The sequence below is a fragment of the Micromonospora sp. NBRC 110038 genome, assembly GCF_020884815.1.
GTDB classification, from domain to species: domain Bacteria; phylum Actinomycetota; class Actinomycetes; order Mycobacteriales; family Micromonosporaceae; genus Micromonospora; species Micromonospora haikouensis.
In genome coordinates, this window is record NZ_BBOL01000002.1 from 847,952 (window position 1) to 871,149 (window position 23,198).

19 protein-coding genes, 1 tRNA gene and 1 other RNA gene are annotated in these 23,198 nt (G+C 71.4%); 9 read left to right on the forward strand and 12 right to left on the reverse strand.

Annotated elements, in window-relative coordinates:
- Positions 1-7: 7 nt before the first annotated feature.
- Positions 8-571: a nitroreductase family protein gene (locus LPU61_RS11545; protein WP_229404885.1), complete on the forward strand. Its 564-nt coding sequence runs from the start codon at positions 8-10 to the stop codon at positions 569-571.
- A 388-nt stretch (positions 572-959) separates the two neighbouring features.
- The gene (leuA, locus tag LPU61_RS11550) at positions 960-2,720 is read left to right on the forward strand and encodes a 2-isopropylmalate synthase (protein ID WP_229404886.1); all 1,761 of its coding nucleotides are present in this window, start codon (positions 960-962) and stop codon (positions 2,718-2,720) included.
- Positions 2,721-2,789: 69 nt separating this feature from the next.
- On the opposite strand, the gene LPU61_RS11555 is transcribed toward leuA, so the two are convergent.
- Positions 2,790-4,184, reverse strand: a complete 1,395-nt coding sequence (locus LPU61_RS11555) for an MFS transporter (protein ID WP_043966366.1) — start codon at positions 4,182-4,184, stop codon at positions 2,790-2,792.
- Between the two features lie 148 nt (positions 4,185-4,332).
- Between LPU61_RS11555 and LPU61_RS11560 the strand changes: the two genes are divergently transcribed.
- A complete protein-coding gene (locus tag LPU61_RS11560; protein ID WP_043964895.1) occupies positions 4,333-4,992 on the forward strand; it encodes an HNH endonuclease family protein in 660 nt (219 codons plus the stop codon).
- Positions 4,890-5,306, forward strand: a complete 417-nt coding sequence (locus LPU61_RS11565; RefSeq protein ID WP_374199651.1) for a hypothetical protein — start codon at positions 4,890-4,892, stop codon at positions 5,304-5,306. Before LPU61_RS11560 ends, LPU61_RS11565 begins: the two co-directional genes overlap by 103 nt.
- A gap of 69 nt (positions 5,307-5,375) precedes the next feature.
- On the opposite strand, the gene LPU61_RS11570 is transcribed toward LPU61_RS11565, so the two are convergent.
- The 9 genes from LPU61_RS11570 to ffs all read right to left on the reverse strand — a co-directional run bounded on the left by LPU61_RS11570 (position 5,376) and on the right by ffs (position 15,353).
- Complete coding sequence (locus LPU61_RS11570; RefSeq protein ID WP_043964893.1) at positions 5,376-6,479, reverse strand: ABC transporter ATP-binding protein; 1,104 nt, start codon at positions 6,477-6,479, stop codon at positions 5,376-5,378.
- Positions 6,476-7,552 (reverse strand): ABC transporter ATP-binding protein, encoded by a 1,077-nt coding sequence (locus LPU61_RS11575; protein WP_229404887.1) that lies wholly within the window; start codon positions 7,550-7,552, stop codon positions 6,476-6,478. Before LPU61_RS11575 ends, LPU61_RS11570 begins: the two co-directional genes overlap by 4 nt.
- 69 nt (positions 7,553-7,621) lie before the next feature.
- The gene (locus LPU61_RS11580; RefSeq protein WP_229404888.1) at positions 7,622-8,584 is read right to left on the reverse strand and encodes an ABC transporter permease; all 963 of its coding nucleotides are present in this window, start codon (positions 8,582-8,584) and stop codon (positions 7,622-7,624) included.
- Positions 8,581-9,585, reverse strand: coding sequence for an ABC transporter permease (locus tag LPU61_RS11585; protein WP_043964889.1), 1,005 nt, complete (start codon positions 9,583-9,585; stop codon positions 8,581-8,583). Before LPU61_RS11585 ends, LPU61_RS11580 begins: the two co-directional genes overlap by 4 nt.
- Positions 9,586-9,663: 78 nt before the next feature.
- Positions 9,664-11,328 carry an ABC transporter substrate-binding protein gene (locus tag LPU61_RS11590; RefSeq protein WP_043964887.1) on the reverse strand — a complete coding sequence of 555 codons (1,665 nt, stop codon included), beginning with the start codon at positions 11,326-11,328 and terminating at the stop codon, positions 9,664-9,666.
- 236 nt (positions 11,329-11,564) lie between these two features.
- Positions 11,565-12,158, reverse strand: coding sequence for a recombination mediator RecR (gene recR, locus LPU61_RS11595; protein ID WP_043964885.1), 594 nt, complete (start codon positions 12,156-12,158; stop codon positions 11,565-11,567).
- A 14-nt stretch (positions 12,159-12,172) separates the two neighbouring features.
- Positions 12,173-12,481 (reverse strand): YbaB/EbfC family nucleoid-associated protein, encoded by a 309-nt coding sequence (locus tag LPU61_RS11600; protein ID WP_043964883.1) that lies wholly within the window; start codon positions 12,479-12,481, stop codon positions 12,173-12,175.
- A gap of 110 nt (positions 12,482-12,591) precedes the next feature.
- Positions 12,592-15,132 carry a DNA polymerase III subunit gamma and tau gene (locus LPU61_RS11605; protein ID WP_229404889.1) on the reverse strand — a complete coding sequence of 847 codons (2,541 nt, stop codon included), beginning with the start codon at positions 15,130-15,132 and terminating at the stop codon, positions 12,592-12,594.
- Between the two features lie 131 nt (positions 15,133-15,263).
- Positions 15,264-15,353, reverse strand: an RNA gene (gene ffs / locus LPU61_RS11610) — signal recognition particle sRNA small type.
- Between the two features lie 82 nt (positions 15,354-15,435).
- Here ffs and LPU61_RS11615 point away from each other — a divergent pair.
- Positions 15,436-15,520: transfer RNA gene (locus tag LPU61_RS11615), tRNA-Ser, on the forward strand.
- A gap of 734 nt (positions 15,521-16,254) precedes the next feature.
- On the opposite strand, the gene LPU61_RS11620 is transcribed toward LPU61_RS11615, so the two are convergent.
- Together LPU61_RS11620 and LPU61_RS11625 are read right to left on the reverse strand one after the other, a co-directional pair.
- On the reverse strand, positions 16,255-16,497 hold the full coding sequence (locus LPU61_RS11620; protein WP_229404890.1) for a hypothetical protein: 243 nt from the start codon (positions 16,495-16,497) through the stop codon (positions 16,255-16,257).
- Between the two features lie 898 nt (positions 16,498-17,395).
- Positions 17,396-18,145 carry a GntR family transcriptional regulator gene (locus tag LPU61_RS11625; protein WP_229404936.1) on the reverse strand — a complete coding sequence of 250 codons (750 nt, stop codon included), beginning with the start codon at positions 18,143-18,145 and terminating at the stop codon, positions 17,396-17,398.
- 578 nt (positions 18,146-18,723) lie between these two features.
- On the opposite strand from LPU61_RS11625, the gene LPU61_RS11635 reads away from it, so the two are divergent.
- From LPU61_RS11635 to LPU61_RS11650, 4 genes are all read left to right on the forward strand, one after another.
- Positions 18,724-19,932: a helix-turn-helix domain-containing protein gene (locus tag LPU61_RS11635; RefSeq protein WP_229404892.1), complete on the forward strand. Its 1,209-nt coding sequence runs from the start codon at positions 18,724-18,726 to the stop codon at positions 19,930-19,932.
- 207 nt (positions 19,933-20,139) lie between these two features.
- Positions 20,140-21,774 (forward strand): FG-GAP-like repeat-containing protein, encoded by a 1,635-nt coding sequence (locus LPU61_RS11640; RefSeq protein WP_229404893.1) that lies wholly within the window; start codon positions 20,140-20,142, stop codon positions 21,772-21,774.
- Between the two features lie 179 nt (positions 21,775-21,953).
- A complete protein-coding gene (locus LPU61_RS11645) occupies positions 21,954-22,568 on the forward strand; it encodes a hypothetical protein (protein WP_229404894.1) in 615 nt (204 codons plus the stop codon).
- Positions 22,565-23,167: a hypothetical protein gene (locus LPU61_RS11650; RefSeq protein WP_229404895.1), complete on the forward strand. Its 603-nt coding sequence runs from the start codon at positions 22,565-22,567 to the stop codon at positions 23,165-23,167. The genes LPU61_RS11645 and LPU61_RS11650 overlap by 4 nt, the downstream gene beginning before the upstream one ends.
- Positions 23,168-23,198 lie beyond the last annotated feature (31 nt).

Here is a 23,198-nt window from a genome sequence, read left to right on the forward strand (position 1 = left end):
TTGATCCATGGCTGACCTGACCCCGCTGCTCGCGTTCCGCTGGAGCCCCCGGGCGTTCGACCCCGCCGCCACGCTGACCGCCGACGAGGCCGCCTCGCTGCTGGAGGCGGCCCGCTGGGCACCCTCGGCGGACAACGGCCAGCCGTGGCGGTTCGCCCTCGGCCACCGGGACGACGAGACCTGGAAACGCATCCTGGTCAACCTGCCCGAGGACGACCAGCCGTGGGCCCGGCACGCCGCCGCCCTGCTGCTCGGCGCCCACCTCGCCGCCGGCACCGGCGCGGGCGGCGGTGCCGCCCGCGACGCCGGCACCGGCGCGGCGTACGACCTGGGCCAGGCGGTGGCCCACCTGACCGTGCAGGCCACCGCGCTCGGGCTCTACGTGCGCCAGATCGCCGGCTTCGACCACGCCGGGCTCGCCGCCGACCTGGACCTGCCGGCCGGTGTCCGCCCGCTGGTGGTGGCGGCGGTGGGCCGGCTCGGCGACCCGTCCAGCCTGCCCGCCGCGCTGCGGGAACAGGAGGTCGGCCTGCGCCGCCGCCGGCCCCTGGCCGACCTGCTGCTGCGCTGAGCTGCGCCGGATGCGGGGCCGAGCGTGACGCCGAGCTGGGACGGCCACCGGTCGCTCGCGGCCGGGGGTCGCCGCGTCGGAGCAGCAGGAATGTCCGCCGGCTGCGACTCCCGTCTCAATCTGCGGACCGGCCTTCCCACCCCCCGTCCCATCACGTAGGGTCACTCTGTCATGTGGCGGGCGTACCTTCTCCTTGGTCGCCGCGACGAGGCCTGACCGGCCGGCACCTCGTCGCGGAGTCGAAGCGCGCCGTCCAGCAGATCCGAACCTCCCGTCGGCGCCCCGCGCCGGCCCCGGCACCGTCGCCGCACCGGCCCAGCCGCCGCTGCCGCACCGTCGCCGGCCTTCCGATTGCTGACGCCACCTGACTCAGGGGGAACACTCCGCCATGGCTCAACCCGCCACCACCTCCGACACCGACGCTGATCCCTTCGCCCGGCAGCGCCCCAGCCGGATGCCGTACCACCGTTACCAGCCCTACCAGCAGCAGTTCCGGATCGACCTGCCCGACCGCACCTGGCCGACGCGGCACGTCGAGGCCGCGCCCCGCTGGTGCGCCGTGGACCTGCGCGACGGCAACCAGGCCCTGATCGACCCGATGTCCCCCGAGCGCAAGCGCCGGATGTTCCAGCTGCTGGTGCAGATGGGCTACAAGGAGATCGAGGTCGGCTTCCCGTCGGCTAGCCAGACCGACTACGACTTCGTCCGGCAGCTCATCGAGCAGGACCTGATCCCCGACGACGTGACCATCCAGGTGCTCACCCAGTGCCGGGAGCACCTGATCGACCGGACGTTCGAGTCGCTGCGCGGCGCGAAGCGGGCCATCGTGCACTTCTACAACTCGACCTCCACGCTCCAGCGTCGGGTGGTCTTCGGCCTGGACCGGGACGGCATCACCGACATCGCCACCAGCGGCGCGCGGCTCTGCCAGAAGTACGCGGAGATCCACACCCCCGACACGGAGATCTACTACGAATACTCTCCGGAGTCGTACACGGGCACCGAGCTGGAGTACGCGCTCCAGGTCTGCTCGGCGGTGATCGAGGTGATCGACCCGACCCCGGACCGCAAGCTGATCATCAACCTGCCGGCGACCGTCGAGATGGCCACCCCCAACGTGTACGCCGACTCGATCGAGTGGATGCACCGTCGCCTGCCCCGCCGCGACAGCCTGGTGCTGAGCCTGCACCCGCACAACGACCGGGGCACCGGCGTGGCCGCCGCCGAGCTGGGCCTGCTGGCCGGCGCGGACCGGATCGAGGGCTGCCTGTTCGGCAACGGCGAGCGCACGGGCAACGTCGACCTGGTGACGCTGGGGCTCAACCTGTTCTCCCAGGGCATCGACCCGATGATCGACTTCTCGAACATCGACGAGATCAAGCGGGCCGTCGAGTACTGCAACCAGCTGCCGGTGCACGAACGCCACCCGTACGCGGGCGACCTGGTCTACACCGCCTTCTCCGGCTCCCACCAGGACGCCATCAAGAAGGGCTTCGACGCCCTGCACGCCGACGCGGCGGCGGCCGGGGTGCCGGTCGACGAGTTCGCCTGGGCCGTGCCCTACCTGCCGGTCGACCCGAAGGACCTGGGCCGCACCTACGAGGCGGTCATCCGGGTCAACTCGCAGTCCGGCAAGGGCGGCGTCGCGTACATCATGAAGAGCGAGCACCAGCTCGACCTGCCCCGCCGCCTGCAGATCGAGTTCTCCGGCGTGGTCCAGCAGGTCACCGACCACGGCGGCGGCGAGGTCGACCCCGGCACCATGTGGGACATCTTCGCCGGGCACTACCTGGTCGACCACCAGAGCGACCCGGCGCTGACGCTGGCCGGCTACGCCATCGGCACCGTCGACGGCAAGGTCGAGATCGAGGCCCGGGTCGGCGTCGGCGGGTCGGACACCCGGTCGCTGACCGCCGTCGGCAACGGCCCCATCGACGCGTACGTCAACGCGCTGGAGTCGGTGGGCGTGGCGGTACGGGTGCTCGACTACCACGAGCACGCGCTCTCCTCCGGCGGCGACGCGCAGGCCGCCGCGTACGTCGAGTGCGAGGTGGACGGTCGCACGGTGTGGGGCGTCGGGGTGGACGCGAACATCGTCACCGCCTCCGTGAAGGCGGTCACCAGCGCCGTCAACCGCGCCCGCGCCTGAGGTGCGAGGAAGGGCCCCCTGTTGACGCTTTCCGCGTAGCAGGGGGCCCTTCCCCATGGGCGCTGCCGCTCACCTGGGGCGGTGGATCAGCAGGCCGGCCATCGCCGCGCCCGCCAGCAGCCCGCCCGCGCACCAGAGCATCGCCCCCCGGAACGCGTCGGTCAGCGCCGCTGCCTGCTCGTACCCGGTGCCGCTCAGCCCGACCAGCAGCGGCAGCGCGGCCACCGCGAGCAGGCCGCCGGCCCGCGACGCGGCGTTGTTGAACCCGCTGGCCACCCCGGCGAACCGGTCCGCGACGGCGGCCAGCACCGAGGCGGTCAGCGGGGCCACCACGAGGGTGAGGCCGAGGCCGAAGAGGGTCACCCCGGGCAGCACGTCCGTCCAGTACGACGCGCCCGGGGACACCCCGCGCAGCAGCAGCAGGCCGAGCGCGGCCACGACCGGCCCGATCGTCAGCGGCAGCCGGGGCCCGATCCGGGCCGACAGCGCGCCGGCCCGCGACGAGCCGACCAGCAGCAGCACCGTCATCGGCACGGTGGCCAGGCCGGTGAGCATGGCCGACCAGCCGACGACGTTCTGCAGGTAGACGGAGAGGAAGAAGGTGAACCCGCCGAGGGCCGCGTACACCACCACCGTGAAGACGTTCAGCACCGAGAAGAGCCGGCTGCCGAACAGGCCGGTGGGCAGCATCGCGGTGTCGCCCCGGCGGCGTTCCACCAGCACGAACGCCACGGCGGCGAGCACGCCGACCAGCACCGACGCCAGCACCGGCAGCGAGGTCACCCCGCGGGCCGGTGCGTCGATCAGGGCGTACGTCACGCCACCGAGGCCGAGCGCGCCGAGCAGCGCGCCGGCCACGTCGAACCGTCGCCGGCCCGATCCGGTACGCGAGGCGTCGACGTCGCGGCTCTCGGGTGCCCAGCGCAGCGCGGCGAGGACCACCGGCACGGCCAGCGGCAGGTTGATGAAGAAGATCCACCGCCAGGACAGGGCGTCGATCAGCCAGCCGCCGACGAACGGGCCGAGCGCGGTGGAGACCCCGGCGAGCCCGGACCAGGTGCCGATGGCCCGGCCCCGGTCGTCGGGGTGGAAGCTGGACTGGAGCACCGACAGCGAGCCGGGGGTGAGCAGCGCGCCGCCGGCCCCTTGGAGGAACCGGGCCGCGACCAGCCAGCCGGTGCCCTGGGCCAGGCCGCACAGCGCAGAGGCGACGGCGAACCAGACCACCCCGAGGAGGAAGACCCGCCGCCGCCCGAAGCGGTCGCCCAGCGCCCCGCCGAGCAGCACGAACGCGGCCAGCATCAACAGGTAGCCGTTGACGGTCCACTGGAGACCGGCCACGGTGGCGCCGAGGTCCGCACCGAGGCGGGGCAGCGCGACGTTGACCACCGTGCTGTCCAGGAAGACCATGCCGGAGGCGAGGATGGCGGCGAGCAGGGTGCCCCGGCCGGCGGGGGTGCCCATCCGGAGCGCGGGCGCGTGGGGCGGTGTGGGTGCGGTCACGGGTACCAGTGTTCCTCCGGCCGATTTGCCGGACGCCACGAATCATGGAAACGGTGCCGGGGTACTGTGCGCAATCGCCGGGAGCCCGCAAGCTGGAGAGGTGTCGTCTGTGCGTACCAGATCAGGACGTCGCGCGGCCGTGGTCGCCGCGCTCGCCGTGGCGCTGGCCGTCGCGACCGCCGGCTGCGAGGTGGTCGACGAGCCGGAGGCCGCGCCCAGCGGCGGCGGGGGCAACGTCGGGCAGATGCTCGACCAGCTCACCGTGGCGAGCGCGGGGTCGATGAAGGGCTACAGCCGCAGCCGCTTCCCGCACTGGCGGGACACCGGCAAGAACTGCGACGTACGCGACAGCGTGCTGAAGCGGGACGGCAAGGACATCCGGTTCTCCGGCTGCAACGTGGTCGCGGGCCGCTGGGAGAGCGTGTACGACGGCCGGACGTTCACCGACCCCTCCGACGTGGACATCGACCACACGGTCCCGCTGGCCAACGCGTGGCGCTCGGGTGCCGACGAGTGGGACGACGCCAAGCGGGGCGACTTCGCCAACGATCTCACGCGACCGCAGCTCATCGCCGTTTCGGCGTCCTCCAACCGGTCCAAGGGTGACCAGGATCCGTCGCAGTGGAAACCGGCGAACCGGTCGTACTGGTGCCAGTACGCCGAGGACTGGGTGACGGTGAAGCACCACTGGCGGCTGACGGTGACCAGTGCCGAGAAGGCCGCCCTGTCCGACATGTTGGGGGGCTGCACATGGGCGAGCAAGCCGTGACGGGCGAGGCCGGGGCGGCACCGGCACCGGGGCAGGCCCCGGACGCGGGCGCTCCCGGGGGCGGGGCGTCGAGCCGTACGGCCGACATCGTGCCCGGCCCCGGCGGCGTGATGACCGACGAGGTCGGCGTGGTGACCGGCGAGCTGACCCTGCGCACCGAGTACGCCGACGGCCAGGTCGCCCTGCGCGTGCAGTACCGGGAGGCCGACGAGTGGTACGCCGTCACCGGCGGGCGGGCTCCGTTGGCCGACCCGGCCGGGCTGGACGCCGTGCACACGATCGCCGTCGGCCTGCTCGACCGCCCGGAGGGCTGACCGCCCGCAGATGTCAGGAAGGGTCCCCTGCCATACAGCAAGCGTTGACAGGGGGCCCTTCCTTGCACCTCAGACGTAGGAGCCGGGTTCCGTGGGGGCCGAGACGACCGCCGGGTCCTCGCCCTCGCCCTCGGGCCGCACGATCTGGGCGCTCACCTTGTGCGGGCGCAGCTCGCCGCTGGCGATCCGCTCCGCAAAGTGGCAGGCGACCCGGCTGCCGCCGATCTCCCGCAGCGCCGGCCGCTCGTCGGCGCAGCGGGTCGGCTGGGCCCACGGGCAGCGGGTGTGGAAGCGGCAGCCCGACGGCGGGTTGGCCGGCGAGGGCAGGTCACCGGCGAGCAGGATGCGTTCCCGCCGGTCCTCGACGTCCGGGTCCGGCACGGGCACGGCCGACATGAGCGCCCGCGTGTACGGGTGCAGCGGCTCACTGTAGAGCCGGTCGCTCGGCGCCTCCTCGACCAGCGCGCCCAGGTACATGACGCCGACGACGTCGGAGATGTGCTTGACCACGGCGAGGTCGTGCGCGATCACCAGGTACGTCAGGCCGAGGTTGTCCTGGAGCTCGTCGAGCAGGTTCACCACCTGGGCCTGGATGGAGACGTCCAGGGCGGAGACGGGCTCGTCGGCGACGATCAGCTCGGGGCCGAGCACGAGGGCCCGGGCGATGCCGATGCGCTGCCGCTGGCCGCCGGAGAACTCGTGCGGGTAGCGGGACAGCGCCCACCGGGGCAGCCCGACGGCGTCGAGGGTCTCGCCGATGATCCGCCGCCGGTCGTCCCGGTCGGTGCCGATGCCGTGGGTCTGCAACCCCTCGGTGAGGATCGACTCGACGTTCTGCCGGGGGTCGAGGCTCGACATCGGGTCCTGGAAGATCATCTGCATCCGGCGGCGCATGGTGCGCAGCTTCCCCGCCGCCAGGGTGGTCAGCTCGACGCCGTCGAAGCGGACCTCGCCGCCGGTGGGCGGGGTGAGCTGGAGCAGCGCCCGGCCGAGCGTGGACTTGCCGCAGCCGGACTCGCCGACCAGCCCGTACGTCTTGCCGCGCGGGATGCTCAGGTCGACGCCGTCGACGGCCTTCACGTGGCCGACGACCCGGTCGAGGATCAGCCCCCGCTTGATCGGGAAGTGCACCTTCAGGTCGCGGACCTCGACGAGGATGTCGCTCTCGGTCACGGCTTCTCCTCCTCGCGCGGTGCGGGCACCGGGCCGCCGGTCGCGTCGGTGGCGGGGGCCGGCGCGCCGGCACCGGTCGCCGCCGGGGGCGGCGTGCCGGGGACCGGGGCCGGGTTGACGCACCGGTAGCTGCGGCCGTCGTAGGTGAGCGTCAGCTCCGGCGGCGCCCCCACGCACTCGTCGACCCGGCGGGTGCAGCGCGGGGCGAAGGCGCAGCCGTCCGGCCAGGCCAGCACGTCCCGCACGGAGCCGGGGATGGGGTTGAGCCGTTCGCCGCGCCCGGCGTCCAGGCGCGGCACCGAGCCGAGCAACCCCACGGTGTACGGGTGCCGCGGCTCGCGGAACAGCGGGCGGCGGCGGGCCGTCTCCACCACCCGGCCGGCGTACAGCACGTTGATCGTGTCGCACATGCCGGCGACCACCCCCAGGTCGTGGGTGATCATCACGAGCGCGGTGCCGGAGTCCCGGACCAGTTCCTTGAGCAGCTCCAGGATCTGCGCCTGGATGGTGACGTCGAGCGCGGTGGTCGGCTCGTCGGCGATGAGCAGCCGGGGCTGGCAGGCCACCGCCATGGCGATCAGGGCCCGCTGCCGCATGCCGCCGGAGAGCTGGTGCGGGTATTCCTTGAGCCGGCGGCGCGGGTCGGGGATGCCGACCCGGTCGAGCAGGTCGGCGGCCTCCTTCTGGGCCGCCTCCCCCTTCATCCCCCGGTGCCGGGTGAGCACCTCGGTCACCTGGAGCCCGATCGGGATGACCGGGTTCAGCGAGGAGAGCGGATCCTGGAAGATCATCGCGACGTCCCGGCCCCGGATGTCGCGCCGGGACCGGTCGTCGAGCTGGAGCAGGTCCGTGCCGTCGAAGACGGCCCTGCCGCCGACCCGCAGGCCGGGCTGCCTGGGCAGCAGACCCATGATCGCCAGCGACGTGACGCTCTTGCCGCAGCCGGACTCGCCGACGAGGCCGACCACCTCGCCCGCGTCGACGGAGAAGGAGACCCCGTCGACGGCGTGCACGGTGCGCTGACCGCGCCGGGCGAAGGTGACGGAGAGGTCGTCCACTTCGAGCAGTGCCATTATCGGCCTTCCGTTTGCGACTGCGGGGCTCGCAAGCTCACTCCTCGCGCTGCACACACGACAGCCGACCTACTTCCGCAGCTTCGGGTCGAGGGCCTCGCGCATCGCCTCGCCGAGCAGGGTGAAGCCGAGCGCGGTGACGATGATGGCGAGGGCGGGCAGGATGGCGAGCCGGGGCGCGGCGTCGAGGTAGCGCTGCGCGTCGGCGAGCATCACGCCCCACTCGGGGATGGATGCGTCGTTGTTGCCCAGGCCGAGGAACGACAGCGCCGCGGCCTCGATGATCGCGGTGGCCAGGGTCAGCGTCGCCTGGACGATGACGGGGGCGAGCGAGTTCGGCACCACGTGGGTCAGGGCGATCTTCGGCTTCCGCACGCCCAGCGACGTCGCGGCGAGCACGTAGTCGCTGTTCGACTGGGAGATCATCGACCCGCGCAGCAGCCGGGCGAAGACCGGCACGGAGACCACGCCGACCGCGATCATGACGGTGGTGAGGCCCGCGCCGAGCAGCGCGGCGATGCTGATGGCCAGCAGCAGGCTCGGCATGGCCAGCAGCATGTCGACGAAGCGCATGAGGGTGTTGTCGACGGCCCGGCCCCACTTGCCGCCGAGGCCGGCGCTGGCCCCGGCGATGCCGCCGATGAGCGACCCGACGGCCAGGCCGATCAGCGTGGAGACCACGCCGACGAACAGCGTCTGCCGGGCACCGACGATCATGCGGCTGAACTCGTCGCGGCCGATGTGGTCGACGCCGAACCAGTTGTCGGCCCGGGGGCCCGGGAAGTAGCCGATGTTGTCCCGGATCTCGCCCTTCCACAGCTGGGCGTCGGCCGGGTAGGGGACGAGGAACGGGCCGACGATCGCGATCAGCAGGAACAGGGCCAGGATGACCGCGCCGACGATCGCGGCCGGGTTGCGCCGCAGCCGGCGGAACGCCTCCCGCCAGAGGCTCACGCCGCGCTCGTCGTCCCGGGCGGCCAGCTCGGCGAGCCGGTCGATCTTCTCGCGCTTCTTGCCGGTGCTGATCGTCATCGCACCCTCACCCTCGGGTCGATCACGCTGTAGGAGAGGTCCACGAGGAGGTTCACCAGCACGTACACCACCGCGATGATCAGGATGAAGCCCATCAGCACGGGATAGTCGCGCTGGCTGATCGCCTCGGCGACGAACGCCCCGATCCCGCTGAAGGCGAAGACGGTCTCGGTCAGCACCGCGCCGGAGAGCAGGCCGCCGGTGAGCAGGCCGATCGAGGTGACCACGGGGAGCATGGCGTTGCGCAGCACGTGCCGGCGGCGGACCGTCGACTCGGTCAGGCCCTTGGCCTCGGCGGTGCGGACGAAGTCCTCGTTGAGGACCTCCAGCACGCTGGCCCGGGTGATCCGGACGATGATCGCCAGGGGGATGCTCGCCAGCGCGAGGCCCGGCAGCACCAGGTGCCAGAGGGCGTCGGCGGCGGCGTCCCACTCCCGGGTCATCAGCCCGTCGAGGACGAAGAAGTTGGTGATCCGGGTCGCCCCGAGGGTCGGGTCCTGCCGGCCGCTGGACGGGAACCAGCCGAGGTTCTCCGAGAAGAGGGCCTTGAGCACGTACGCGAGGAAGAACACCGGGATGCAGATGCCGATCAGCGAGCCGCCGACCGACAGGTGGTCGAACAGCCGGCCCCGGCGGCGGGCGGCCAGGTAGCCCAGCGGGATGCCGATGCCGATGGCGATGATCATGGCCATCACGGTCAGCTCGACGGTGCCGGGGAACCGCTCGAAGAACTCGGTGACGACCGGGCGCTTGGTGGAGGTCGAGGTGCCCAGGTCCAGTTTGATCAGTCGCCGGACGAACCGGCCGTACTGGATCAGGATCGGCTCGTCGAGGCCGAGGTTGCGGCGGATGGCGGCGCGCATCTCCGGGGTGCCGCGCTCGCCGAGGATGGCGGTCTCGGGGCCGCCGGGCAGCCGCCGGAGCCAGATGAACAACAGGAGGGAGAGCCCGAACAGCGTCGGTATCAGCTGGAGCAGGCGTCTGACGATGAACCGGAACACGGCGGCCTCGAAAGGGGTACGGAGGGCTGCGGGCGGGCGCCGTGGGTAACGGCGCCCGCCCGTGGTCCTTGCGTCAGGTCAGGACTTGAACTCGCCGGTCGAGAACCGCTCGTCGGTGAGCGGGCTCGCCTTGATCCCGGTCACGTCCTTGCCGAACACGATCGCCGGCGGCGAGTGCGAGATCGGCACACCCGGCAGCAGGTCCATGATCGCCTTGTTGAGGGCCTTGTACTTCTCCACCCGGGCCGCCTGGTCGGCGGTGGTGTCCGCGTCCTTGAACTGGGCGAAGAGCTGGGCGTTGGTGAAGCCCCACTCGTCCTTCGGCCGGTCGAAGAAGGTGCCGATGAAGTTGTAGGCGTCGCCGTAGTCACCGGTCCAGCCGAGGAAGTGCAGGTCGTGCTTGGTGCCGGAGGTGGTGGCGTTCAGGTAGTCGGGGCTCCACTTCAGCGGGATGGCCTCGACGTTGATGCCGACCGCCTTGAGGTCCGCCGAGAGCAGCTCGAAGATGTCCTTCGGGTTCGGCATGTACGGCCGGGTGACCTCGGTCGGGTAGTGGAACTTCAGCGTCAGGTTCGACGCGCCGGCCTCGGCCAGCAGCGCCTTGGCCTTCTCCGGGTTGTAGTCGTACTTGGTGACGTCGCCGTTGAAGCCCTCGACGGTGTCGGGCATGAAGTTCAGCGCGACCTTCGCGCCCGGGGGCAGCTTCGAGTCGACCAGCGCCTGCCGGTTGAGCGCGTGCGCGATCGCCTGCCGGACCTTGAGGTCGGCGAGCTTCGGGTTCCCCTTCTGGTTGATGGCCAGGTAGAGGACGTTGAACGCCGGGCGGGTGAGGACGTTGAAGCCCTCGGTCTTCAGCGGCTCGACGTCGGCCGGGCCGACCAGGTCGTACCCCTGGATGTCGCCGGAGCGCAGCGCCTGCTTGCGCGCGTTCTCGTCGGAGATGGTCTTGAAGATCAGGGTCTTCAGCTTGGCCTTGGTGCCGTAGTAGTCGTCGTTGCGCTCGATGGTGAGCGTCTTGTTGGCGACGTCCCAGGACTTGAACTTGAACGGGCCGGTGCCGGTCGGGTGCTCCGTCGCGTACGGCGGGTACTTGATGTCCTCGGCGGTGCCGCCGACGTTGCTGGCGTCGTACTGCTGGAGCGCCTTCGGGCTGTGGATCGAGAACGAGGGCAGCATCAGCGCGGCCGGGATCTTGCTGGAGACCCGGGTGAACGCCAGGTCCACGGTGGTGGCGTCCTTGGCGGTGCAGGACTTGAAGAGGCTCGGCGGCAGCTCCGGGTCCTCGTTCTTGGCGAAGCCGCCCATGACGTCCTGCCAGTACGCGGTCACGTCGGGGCTCTGCATGAGACCCTTCGCGTTGTACCAGCGGTCGAAGTTGGCGCAGACGGCCTCGGCGTTGAAGTCGGTGCCGTCGTGGAACTTCACGCCGGAGCGCAGCTTGAACGTCCACGTGGTGCCGGCGGCGTCCGGGGTCCAGGACTCGGCCAGCCCCGGGGTGACCTTCGTGCCACCCTCCTCCGGCCGGACCAGCGTCTCGAAGACCTGGCGCGCCACGCGCAGCGACTCGCCGTCGCTGGCGAAGCTGGGGTCGAGGACCTTCGGGTCGCCGGCCACGCCGAAGACCATGGTGTCCTTCTTGCTACCGCCGGAGTTGTCATCGCGGTTGCTCTCGGCGCAGCCTGCTACCGCGAGGGCCGCGACCGCGACGGCCGCGACAGCGACCTTCGGCCTGGGTGCACGCATGGGTGCTTCACCTCGTCCTTGGGGGTACGGACAACGTGGTGACAGGGGTCACCGATGGGCGTGACCATAGCCCCCGGGCGGACCGCCCCGAAACTGGCTCGGTACGGGTTGGTATCGGATCGTGTCCCAGCCGCTAGACGACCGAAGAATCGAAGGTGAACGGCACGTCTCGCCGAACGATCCGAAACCACGATGCCAAACTGTTACGTCGCCCCTGCCCCTGGGGGCACCTGGTGTCAGACCGCCCGGCGCCCCTCGAACGCGCGGCCGAGGGTGATCTCGTCGGCGTACTCCAGGTCGCCGCCCACCGGCAGGCCGCTGGCCAGCCGGGTCACCGAGATGCCCATCGGCTTGACCATCAGCGCCAGGTACGTCGCCGTCGCCTCGCCCTCGGTGTTCGGGTCGGTGGCCAGGATCAGCTCGCGCACCGCGCCGCCGCCCAGCCGGGTCATCAGCTCGCGGATGCGCAGGTTGTCCGGCCCGATCCCCTCCAGCGGGTTGATCGCGCCGCCGAGCACGTGGTAGCGGCCCCGGAACTCACCCGTGCGCTCGATCGCCACGACGTCCTTGGGCTCCTCGACCACGCAGAGCACCTCGTCGCTGCGGCGCGGGTCGCGGCAGATCCGGCACTGCTCGGACTCGGCGACGTTGTAGCAGGTGGTGCAGAAGCGCACCAGGTCCTTGACCTTGCGCAGCGCGCCGGCCAGCCGGTTGATGTCGGCCGGGTCGGCCGACAGGACGTGGAAGGCGATCCGCTGCGCGCTCTTCGGGCCCACGCCCGGCAGCCGCCCCAGCTCGTCGATCAGGTCCTGGATGGCACCTTCGTACATCTGCGTCGGCCGGCTCAGAAGCCGGGCAGGCCGAGGCCGCCCATCCCGCCCGCGACCGGGCCCATCTTCTGCTCCGTCAGCGCCCGGGCCGCCTCGGCGGCGTTGTGCAGCGCGGCGACCACCAGGTCCTCCAGCGTCTCCACGTCCTCCGGGTCGACCGCCTTCGGGTCGATCTTGATGCTCTTGACGTCGCCGGAGCCGGAGACCGTCACGGCGACCAGGCCACCCCCGGCGGTGCCGGTCAGCTCGGCCTCGGCAAGCTCGGCCTGGGCCTTGGCGATCTGCTGCTGCATCTTCTGCGCCTGCTTCAGCATCTGCTGCATGTTCGGCTGTCCACCTGGGCGCACGGATGGCTCCTTCTCGCACTCGTCTGCTCGACCGCGCCCAGCCTAACCGGGGCGCGGACTGTCGCCTGGCACGGGCGACGCCCGCGTCAGCGGGCGTCCACCTCGTCGATCTTCTCCGCGCCGAACGCCTCCCGGAGCAGCTGCACCGCCTGCTCCTCGCTGGACTGCCGGGCCGTCCGCTCGTCGATCACCTCGTCGAGCGGCTCGTCGCCCGGGTCGAAACCCTCGTAGGTCGGGGCGGCCGACGCCGCCGGGCCCGGGCGGCCACCGCCGCGCACCGGCCCGTCGTAGTCCGGGTCGTAGGGCGGCTCGCCCGCCCAGTCGGCGTCCGCGGTCTTGCGGGCCCCGTTCTGGGTACGCGCGCCCCGGCCGGCCGCCGCAGCCCGCGCGGCGGCGAGCCCGCTGCCGGCAGCGGGAGCCCTGCCGCCCGGAGCGGCGCCGTTGGCCGGCGCGGCGGGGGCGGCACCACGCGCGGCGGCACCGTTGGCCGGCGTCGCCGGAGCGGCACCGTTGCCCGCAGCGCCGTGGGCGGTGCCGTTGGGCGACGTCGCCGGGGCGGCGGCGGCCGGGGTGGGCCCGCCGGGCGGGGCCGTGGCCGGCGGCGCGGCGGGGGCGGAGCCACCCGGGCGGGCCGCCTCCGGCCAGTCGTCCCCGGCCGGGGCGCTCGCGGCGGGAGCGGCGGCCCCGCCGGGGCGGGCCGGCTCGGGCCATTCCTCGTCAGCGCCGGCGGCACCGCCGGCCGGGGCGACACCGCCACCTCCGGTGGGTCCCGGCGCGGCACCGGTCGACGGGCGGGCGTTCGTGGCGGGCGCGTGGGCCGCGGATGCGGGGGGCACGGGCGGGGCCGGGGCGGGGCGGGGCGGGGCGGGGGCGGGCCCCCGGGAGCCGCCGCCCAGCGACGCGCCACCCCGCTCGCCGGAGACCTCGCAGCGGATCTGCCAGCGCCCGCCGAACTCCTCGTAGAGCGCGTCGGTCAGCACCGCCGCGTGGTCGGACATCATCTTCGCCAGCACCGTCGACTTGACCGTCAGCACCAGCGCGTCGCCGTCCAGTTCCCGGACGACCGCGTCGCGCATCAGCGCCGCGATCCGCTTGTTGGTCCGGTTGACCTTGCCGACCACCTCGGGCCAGGACCGGCGCACTGCGACGGCGTCCAGGGCACCCGCCGCAGCCGCGCCGGGGCGGGGCGGGGCGGGGGTCGCCGGGTCGGGCATCACCGCCTCCGGCGGGACCTCCCGCCGGGGCACGGCCGGGGCGGGGCCTGCGGACACCGTGGCCGCCGCCGCGGCGGCCACGGACGGCGGGGCGGCTAACGGAACCGGGGCAGCCGCCGGGGCGGCGGACGCCGCAGCCGGCGCCGGGTGCGCGGCAGCCGCCGCAGGCGGGGTGGTCGGCTCGGGGCGTACCGCCGGGGCGGTGGCGACCGGCGCGGAGCCGGCGGCGGCCGGCGGCAGATCGACGGCACCCAGGGTGAGCCGGCGCTCCATCCGCTCCAGGCGCTGGAGCAGGCCGCCGGTGGAGTCGTCCGCGCCCGGCAGCAGCATGCGGGCGCAGATCAGCTCCAGCAGCAGCCGGGGCGCGGTCGTGCCGCGCATGGCCACCAGGCCGTCGTGCACGATGTCGGCGCACCGGGACAGGGTCGCCGCGCCGAGCCGCTGCGCCTGCGCGGTCATCCGCTCGATCTGGTCGGCAGGGCCGTCGATCAGGCCCTTCCCGGCGGCGTCGGGCACCTGCTGGAGGACGATCAGGTCGCGCAGGCGCTCCAGCAGGTCGGAGGCGAAGCGGCGCGCATCGTGCCCGGCCTCGGCCACCCGGTCCACGGTCGCGTACGCCGCCGCGCCGTCGCCGGCCGCGAGGGCGTCGCACATCTCGTCGAGCAGCCCCGAGTCGGTGACGCCGAGCAGCGCGGCGGCCCGGGGATAGGTGACCCCCTCCGGGCCCGCGCCCGCGATGAGCTGGTCGAGCACGGAGAGGCTGTCGCGGGCGCTGCCGCCGCCCGCGCGCACCACCAGCGGGAAGACCGCCGGGTCGACGGTCACCCCCTCGGCCTCGCAGAGCTGTTCGAGGTAGGGGCGCAGCGTCTTCGGCGGGATCAGCCGGAACGGGTAGTGGTGGGTCCGCGACTTGATCGTGCCGAGGACCTTCTCCGGCTCGGTGGTGGCGAAGATGAACTTGACGTACTCCGGGGGCTCCTCGACCAGCTTGAGCAGGGCGTTGAAGCCGGCCGACGAGACCATGTGCGCCTCGTCGATGACGTAGATCTTGAACCGGCTGCGGGCCGGCGCGAAGAACGCCTTCTCGCGCAGCTCGCGGGCGTCGTCGACGCCGCCGTGGCTGGCCGCGTCGATCTCGATGACGTCGATCGAGCCGGACCCGTCGGTGGCCAGCGAGCGGCACGAGTCACACTGCCCGCACGGCTCCGGCGTCGGGCCCTGCTCGCAGTTGAGCGAACGGGCCAGGATGCGGGCGCTGGAGGTCTTGCCGCAGCCGCGCGGCCCAGAGAAGAGGTAGGCGTGGTTGAGCCGCCCGCTGCGCAGCGCCTGCGACAGCGGCTCGGTGACGTGCTCCTGGCCGATGACCTCGGCGAAGGTGCGCGGCCGGTACTTGCGGTAGAGCGCCAGTGTCACGCGTCCCGCCTCCTCTCGACCGAGCCATTCTGCGCCGGTCGGGCGCGGGTGACCACCCACCACCCCGTGCCCCGGCCCGCCCTCTGGCCGGCACCTGGCCTGCGGCGTACCGTACCGGTGCCGGGAGACAAAAAGGCCTCCCGTGCACCCGGCAGAGCTCGCTTATCCTTGCTGCCTTCCGGCCCTGGGGAGGTTCACGAGATACCGCCGCACGGGAGGTGACACCCACCCTACCCGACGCCCGGTCGATCTTCGGGGGGTGGTGGGGTGGCCGGGGCGCGGGGGACCTGTATCCTGTCCCACGGAGGATTCGCCTAGAGGCCTAGGGCGCACGCTTGGAAAGCGTGTTGGGTTAACACCCTCACGAGTTCGAATCTCGTATCCTCCGCTCACCTGAGCAGCACGGACGACAGGGCCGGCCCCACGGGGACCGGCCCTCCGTCGTTCGCAGGTTGCCCCCGCCGCGCCTCCAGCACCGCCGCGCTTACGGGCAGTCCCCGACGCCCCGCTCACGGGCACCCCAAACCCTGGGCACCTTCCGTCAGCGGTGAACGACTACCGCCCAAGATCCACTGGCCATGCCCCGCCCCCCGGCTTGGCTGGGTGCGGCCAACTCGCCGCCACCCGAAAGGAACGGTACTCGACCGACTCTTCAGGCAATACCCACATGAAATTTCGAAGCCCGGTAAAAGATTTTCTACTCGGCTTGGCAATCAATCCCAAACCCAAGCTGGCAGAAGTGTCTGATGATAGACAGAATCTCAGCGCAACCCGCCAACCAGCAGTAGTCACACAGCGTCACCGACAGCAGTTCTCGGGGGCGAGAGAAGACGCTAGCATCTAAGGCATGCGCCGGAGGCTGGTTGCGACTTTCGTCGAATTCTGGGAAGATGCAACGGCTTCTCTGAAGCCTGTGGCGGTTGATCTCTGGCTCCAGACAAAGCACTGGCCATCATTCCAAGCACTTCCCCTCGCTCGGGTTCTACACCACAGTTGGATTAATACCGTCCGCCGGCACAGCGCTCGCACTGGCGGACCTTCGAGAACTACGGCTCTCACTATACGCAGCGTTGCCGTACAGTCAGCCGTCCACAACAGGTGGATTTTCAGGACGGCACTCTTTTACATCGGCGCATACTCCAGCATCGGCTTAGCTATTCTAATACCACCTCTCTCCGCATCTTTAAGCAACACGACCCTCTCCTTGCTAACAATTGCCGGCATTGGCGTTTCGGCGCCCGCCTTGTGGGCGCTTCTCAATTTCTTCATTGGATCGATCTCCCGCATTCCTCCGCTCTCATTCATCCCGCTTTTCGGGAGTTTCGCAGGGCTGGGGGCTACCACCTCTGCGGCGTGGTGGATCATCCGCGGGGATGGGAGTGCACTACTGAGGGCCTCAGTAGAACGGCTGGATCTGACCGCAGTCAACAAGATTCAGGCCGCGCACACCGCGAGCACACTAGTAGTGGCTATCGCGTTGTATGCCACCTGCAACACCCTTCTCGATTTATGGGGTCAATTGACAGGATTTAGATCGCCCGGCGAGATTCTCAGTCGACGGTTCAACGGTTATCCACCGCCTGCGCACATCGGAATCGAATCGTACCTACGATTGATGTCACTCATCGAACAGCACAGGTCGGAGTTTCGAAAGAGATCAACAAAGAGGCGGATCGCTTCGAGCATTCGATTCCAGCGAGGCGAGATTATCGCGGAGGTCGATCGCTGCATTAGGAGCTACGGCGGAAGCACTTCGGACAGGAATTTATATCGCGGTAGATCAGAAGCACTCTCGCACCGACTTAAGGAGCATGAACGAGGACTATTTGACGCCCTAGCGCCACATGAGGTCGACCACATCCTCGAGGAAATGACGAAAGATATTGAATCCCTGTGCTCCAAGGGCTGGCAGAAAGATAGCGGAAACACCCGGCGGAGTTTCTGGTTACGGGCGCTGGGAATCACTCGCCGCCTAGTGCCCGCAGTAGCCTTGGGCGCATTTGGCCTTGCTTACCCTCGGATTCCCATGGTAGACCCCAGCGAAGCGGGGACAGGGGCAGTTCAAGCCGCCATAATCAGCGCAGCAATTGCCCTACTTTTTACTTCTGAAATGCCCGTTGAAGGCAGGACCACCAACATCTTCGCTCGTAGGGGTCGCGACCGCAATGAGTCTGACCAGCCTGCTGGCTGAAATGCCAGGAGATGCGGTCGGACCCACGAGAACTGACTTCAGGCGGCCTTTCCGGCCTCTCCCTGTGCAGGCTTATCCGATAGGTAGGCTGTCGTACGCCCGTGCCACCCGCCGTGCGTCCGACACCGAGTGGAGCACCTCCACCGCCCTACCGGCCCGGTCCCGGGTCACCCGCCACACCTCCAGCACCGATGCGGCCTCTGGCAGCCCCAGCGCCTCCTGTTCGGCCGCCGTCGGCAGCCGGCCGCTCACCTCCTCGCTGGCGGTCGCGAGCACCACTCCGGCGGCGGTCAGCGCCGCGTACAGCCCGCCGACCAGCTTCCCTGGCTGCTCCAGCGGGGTGCCCGCAGCGATCGCCGCCGGCACCCACGACTCCTGAAGCTGCGCCAGATCACCACCGGCGAACATGCGCCGGCCACGACGGATGACCTCCGCGCCCTCCGGTACGCCGAGGCGCGCGGCCACGGCGGCCGGTGCCGGCAGCCGGTCGACGCCGGTCACCTCCACGGTGGCCGGAACGCCCTGCTGCGCGCACGCCGTCTCCCACGGGCCAAGGGTGTGGCCCTCGCGCTGCGGATCCACGGCACCGGCGTAGTGCGCGAGGGTCAGCCGCACCGGCGGATGCGCCACGACGGTGCCCTGGCTGGTCGCGGTGGTCACCAGGCCAAGAGTCTTCAACTGGGCGAGTGCCCGGCGGACGGTCTCGCGTGACACCTCGTACCGCGCCGCCAGGTCGTGCTCAGTCGGCAGTCGGGACCCCGGCGGGTGGTCGCCGCCTTCGATCGCCGCGCGCAGCGCGGCGGCAATCTGGCGGTATCCCATCGACACGGTTCGCGCCTCCCCTCCGTAGCTCGCGGTCCCAGTATGCGTACGCGAAGGCTTGACGGGCCAGTCCGATCCCACTCACACTCGGTAATGACTTTGCGTACGCAAAACCTCTCTGGTGATTGGAGCGCTGAGTGCGAGACGGATGGAAGACCACGCTCACGGCCGGTGCCCGGATGTCCCTGCCCGCCGGTGGCTGGGCCACTCACGCCGGGCAGCTCTGCGACACCGACGCCAACGTCGTGGTGGTGGAAGTCGGTGACGAACCGGCCGGCCTCCCCGGGTGGGTGCGGCTGCGTGGCCACGGTGTCGACTGCCGACTCGACCCTGTGTGCCCACATCCCTGGTGCCTGGAACTCTTCGTCCGGGTCGAGGCACTCTGCGACGCGGCAACAGAGCGGTGACCGCCGCCGACGCACCGGCCGAACCGTGGTGGCAGCGCGAGTTGGAGGCCCACCGGCAGCGCGAGGGCCGCTGCCCGATCTGTGGCACCCCGATGCGATGCTGGCCGTGGGCGAACGCCAATTCGGCACGGGTCGTCGCCCAGTCGGTGGCCAACCCGGCGAGCGTGCACGGTGGATGAGCTGCCCATAGGCCGCCGGGTCGCCTACTGGCGCAGCCGGCGGAACATGTCGCAGCAGCAGTTCGCCGACACCCTCGGCAAGTCGAAGAGCTGGGTGGACAAGGTCGAGCGGGGTGCCCGTGCGCTGGACAAGCTCAGCACTCTCCAGACCGTTGCCGATGCTCTTGGGATCGAACTGCGGCTGCTGCTCGGCGAGAACGCCGAGCGGAAGCGCACCGGAGAGTGGCTGGACGCGGCCAGGATCGACGCGGTCCGGGGCGCGCTGAGTCGGTGGGGACCGGCCCGGCTCGGGCAGGCCCAACCGAGGCTCACCATCGGTGACCTGGGCAAGGCCGTCAACCATGCCTGGCTGTCCTACCAGCATGCACGGTACGCCGAGCTGGTCCGGTCGCTGCCGCGGCTGCTGCTCGACGCGCAGCAGGTCCGGGCGGCCAACCCCGACGTGGCGGAGGCGGCACAGCGCCTGGCCGAGGCGTACCAGATCACGTCGGCTGTGATGCGCAAGGTGGGTCCGGCGGACCTGGCCTGGCTGGCTGCGGACCGGGCGTTGACCGCCAGCCAAGACGCCGACGATCATCTCCTCACGGGCGTCTGCGCAGCCCAGCTCGGATACGCGCTACTCAGCCAGGGGCAGGCCCGCCACGCGATGGAGGTCACCATCGCCCTGGCGCATCAGATCGCCGGGCCGGATCCCTTGGACGCCCCGGCCGACCACCTGTCGGTGCACGGGACGCTGCTCATCACTGCCGCCCTGGGCGCAGCCACCCTCGGGCACGTCGCTTGCGCCGCCGAGCTGATCGGCCAAGCCGGCGAGGCGGCGGCAATCGTCGACGACGGCCAGAACCACTACTGGACGGCCTTCGGCCCGATCACTGTCGAACTGGCTCGGATCACGGCGGCGATCGCGCTCGGCCGGGGCGTCGATCGGGTCGAGCATCAGCAGCTCGTCGAGCATGCCGCGTTCCGAGGGCTGCCGCCGGAGCGCCGTGCGGACTACCTGGTGGAGGCCGCACGCGGATATCTAGGGGCGGGTGACCTCGTCAGAGCGGGCAAGACACTGGTGAGTGCGGAGCGCGCTGCACCAGCGGAGATCCGCAACCGCCCCCTCGGCCACGAACTGCTGGCGGCTCTCCTGCGCCGTTCACCGGCGGCGAGCCTCGACGTGCTGCGACTGGCCGACGAGCTGGGAGTGCGTGTCTGACAGTGCCACCCACGCCAGGACGACCTCAAGTGACGGGCCGGGTCGGCCGTTCGGCCGGGTGGGCTGCCCGGTCGGCGGCTGACCTGCCCGTTCGCCTGGTTATGGCCGTTGATCTATCCCCCTAGCGTGTCGGGGCGTCCAACAACGAGCGGGGGTTCCGTGTTGCGTCGAAAGACAACACGTCGCACAACAAGAACAGCGGCAGGCGTGTCCGCCCTGGCTGTGGTGGCCGGGCTGACAATCGGTGCGCCCGCGCGGGCGGCCGACGAGTTCGGCACCATCACCCGGGAGGGCATCGCCCTCCAGTATCACCGGGTGGCGAAGGCGGTGACCCCGGTGAAGGGGACGGGTGCCACCCGGTCCGACTTCGACGGCGACGGCCGCGACGACCTGGCGGCCTCGGGTGACCCCTTCGAGACCAGTCTGCCCCAGTACCCGACCGGCGTGGTGGTCGTGCGCTACTCGTCGGCGCCGCAGGTCGACTACTTCTTCGGCGTCCTGTCGTCGGAGGGCGGGTGCGGCTGCTTCGGCACCGCGCTGGCGGCGGGCGACTTCAACGGCGACGGCTACGACGACCTGGTGATCGGCGACTCGGACGAGGTGGACCCGCGCAACAAGACCCACGCGGGCGGGGTCTGGGTCATCCCGGGCAGCGCCTCGGGCCTGGTGGTCGGCGCGGCGGGCCACTTCAACCAGAGTTCGCCGAACGTGCAGGGCGAGCCGGAAAGCTACGACCGGTTCGGTGGCGCGCTCGCTACCGGCGACATCAACGGGGACGGCCGCGACGACCTGGCGATCGGCGCGTACGGGGAGGCGATCGGGGACAAGGCGGACGCCGGTTCGGTCTACGTCCTGTTCGGCGGGTCGGCTGGGCTCACGGCCACCGGCTCCCAGTATCTCCAGCAGGACCAGGCGGCGGTGCCGGGCTCGGCCGAGCGCAACGACCACTTCGGCTTCTCGCTGGCGATCGGCAAGGTCAACAACAACAAGTACGCGGACCTGGTCATCGGCGCACCGCACGAGAACGACGGCACGTCCTGGAACGGCAGCGGCATGGTCACCCTGATGTGGGGCTCGGCGAGCGGCGTGTCGACCACGGGCGCGACGTCGGTGACCGGCGCGGCGGTGCACCCGGCGACGGGCGACGAGTTCACGATCGCCTGGTACCTGGGCGAGACCCTGGCGATCGGCGACGTGAACGGCGACGGGCTGGGCGAGGTGATCGCGGGCGCGCCCAGCGCGCAGACCCCGGACATCACCGGCGGGCTCATCGCCGCGTTCACGGGCCGGTCCGGCGGCCTGTCCGCCAGCGCCGTGAAGATCATTACGCAGCGCACGGCGGGCGTGCCGGGCGATCCGGAGGCCGAGGACCGCTTCGGCGGCTCGCTCGCGGTCGGCGACGTGACCGGCGACGGCAAGGCGGACGTGCTGGTCGGCGTGCCCGGCGAGGACATCGGCTCGACGGACAGCGCCGGCATGATCACCCTGCTGAAGGGCTCTTCCTCGGGCCTCACGGGCACCGGGGCGCAGGGCTTCGACCAGAACCACTCGGTGGTGCCGGGCTCGGCCGAGCGCGGGGACAAGTTCGGCGCCTCCGTCGCGCTGCTGAACCTCGACGGCACCGGCGCGCTGGACGCCGTCGTGGCGTCGACCGGGGAGGAGGTGGCGTCGGACACGGCGGGCTACCCGTCGGGGTCGATCGCCTCGTTCCTCGGGTCCAGCGGCGGGCTCGTGCCGCAGACGACCTCGTGGAGCGGCGCGTCGCTGCGCACCGACCGCGCCTGGCCGCAGCGCTTCGGCCTGCGCATCGCCGGGCCGCAGAGCGGCGGCTCGTTCTACTGATCCGGGTACCTCCCGCGCTGGAGGAAGGGCCGGCCCCGCCCGGGGCCGGCCCTTCTTCCACGCCCGCCCCGGCCCGGCGTCGGCAGGGGGTGCGTTCGGTACGGTCCGGGGCAGCGCCGGCACACCGTCCCCGGTCGTACACATGTTCTATCCACAGCCTGTGGACGGCGGAGGGTCCGATGAGTTACCAGCTCAGCGCGGTGGTGGCCGATGTCGAGCTGCTCCGCGAGCGGACCGCCGACCTGGACCACGCGGTGCTCGCCGCGCTGCGGCAGGACTTCGCGCTGCTGCCGGTCACCCCGCAGCTCGTGGAGGAGCTGACCGGGGCGCTGCCGGACTTCGCCGCCGGGGAGCCCGGCCCGGAGCAGCCGTTCGAGCTGGTGCTGTCGCCGGCCCTGGCGGGGCTGTTCGCCGGGTGGTCGCGGTCGGGGCCGGTGGCGTACCTGGAGGCGGAGTTCTCGGGGGGCCTCGGCCGGCAGGCGTCGGTGGTGTGGCTCGGCGGCGCGGTGAGCTGGGGGCCGCACTTCGACGACGTGTTGGACGCCCCGCGCGGGCAGTGGCCGCTGAACGCGGCACTGACCCGCATCGGCGCGGAGCCGGGGCGGTGGCTCGACCCGTTCGCCGAGCTGGGCCTGCACCTGGAGCGCAACACCGCCGGCTGGCTGGCGCACGGGCGGCGCGGACTGAGCGCCGACTACTGGGACGAGCTGGCCGAGGAGTGGGAATTCGGGGAATCCGGCGATCGGCAGCAACCTGAGCGCCCCGGGCCCGTTGTGGACTGGGGGATTCCATGAAATTGCGACAATTCGTTTTTATTGCGACACTGCTCGCGGCTGCCTCGATCGCCGGCAGCGGCGTACGTCCACACGGGCCGGTCGATGCCGGGGGCGACGCGCGCCCGCCCGGCCCGCCGCCCGACGCCGGCCGGTCGGCCGTCGACGAGGCCGCCGACGAGGTCGTCGACCTCAACGGCCTGACCGACGTCGAGTTCGGCGACACCGAGGAGGAGCTGGCGCGACGCGGGATGCTGGCGTCCGACGTGGACGCGTGCGGGCCCACGCTCGCCGGCCACGGCGCGGTCAGCCCGATCTTCGTCGACGACCGGCTGGTGCTGCTCTGGCTCGACGACCCGGTCCCCACGGCGGAGCGGATCAACGTCCGCACCCCGCAGGGCATCGGCGTCGGCACGCCGGTCGAGGAGGTCCGGGCCCGCTACCGGTCGGTCAGCCCGCTCGACGCTCCACGACGGACGTACCGGTTCGACGGGCTGCTGGCGCGCAGCGGCGACCGCGCGTACCTCTTCCTGCACGACGGCCGCACGGTCCGGAAGATCATCGCCGGGTACGCCGACTGGGCCCGCCGGCTCTTCGTCGAGGGCTACGGCCCCTGCTGAACCGGGGCTGCGGCCCCTGCCGCGTCGGGGG

Bases quoted from the DNA above. Each gene is read 5' to 3' on its own strand.
- LPU61_RS11620 (WP_229404890.1), bottom strand. From the start codon at position 16,497: ATGATCCACCACGCCGCAGAGGTGGTAGCCCCCAGCCCTGCGAAACTC.
- LPU61_RS11545 (WP_229404885.1), top strand. From the start codon at position 8: ATGGCTGACCTGACCCCGCTGCTCGCGTTCCGCTGGAGCCCCCGGGCG.
- LPU61_RS11625 (WP_229404936.1), bottom strand. From the start codon at position 18,145: ATGGGATACCGCCAGATTGCCGCCGCGCTGCGCGCGGCGATCGAAGGC.
- LPU61_RS11580 (WP_229404888.1), bottom strand. From the start codon at position 8,584: ATGACGATCAGCACCGGCAAGAAGCGCGAGAAGATCGACCGGCTCGCC.
- leuA (WP_229404886.1), top strand. From the start codon at position 960: ATGGCTCAACCCGCCACCACCTCCGACACCGACGCTGATCCCTTCGCC.
- LPU61_RS11575 (WP_229404887.1), bottom strand. From the start codon at position 7,552: ATGGCACTGCTCGAAGTGGACGACCTCTCCGTCACCTTCGCCCGGCGC.
- LPU61_RS11600 (WP_043964883.1), bottom strand. From the start codon at position 12,481: ATGCAGCAGATGCTGAAGCAGGCGCAGAAGATGCAGCAGCAGATCGCC.
- LPU61_RS11650 (WP_229404895.1), top strand. From the start codon at position 22,565: ATGAAATTGCGACAATTCGTTTTTATTGCGACACTGCTCGCGGCTGCC.
- recR (WP_043964885.1), bottom strand. From the start codon at position 12,158: ATGTACGAAGGTGCCATCCAGGACCTGATCGACGAGCTGGGGCGGCTG.
- LPU61_RS11645 (WP_229404894.1), top strand. From the start codon at position 21,954: ATGAGTTACCAGCTCAGCGCGGTGGTGGCCGATGTCGAGCTGCTCCGC.
- LPU61_RS11555 (WP_043966366.1), bottom strand. From the start codon at position 4,184: ATGGGCACCCCCGCCGGCCGGGGCACCCTGCTCGCCGCCATCCTCGCC.
- LPU61_RS11590 (WP_043964887.1), bottom strand. From the start codon at position 11,328: ATGCGTGCACCCAGGCCGAAGGTCGCTGTCGCGGCCGTCGCGGTCGCG.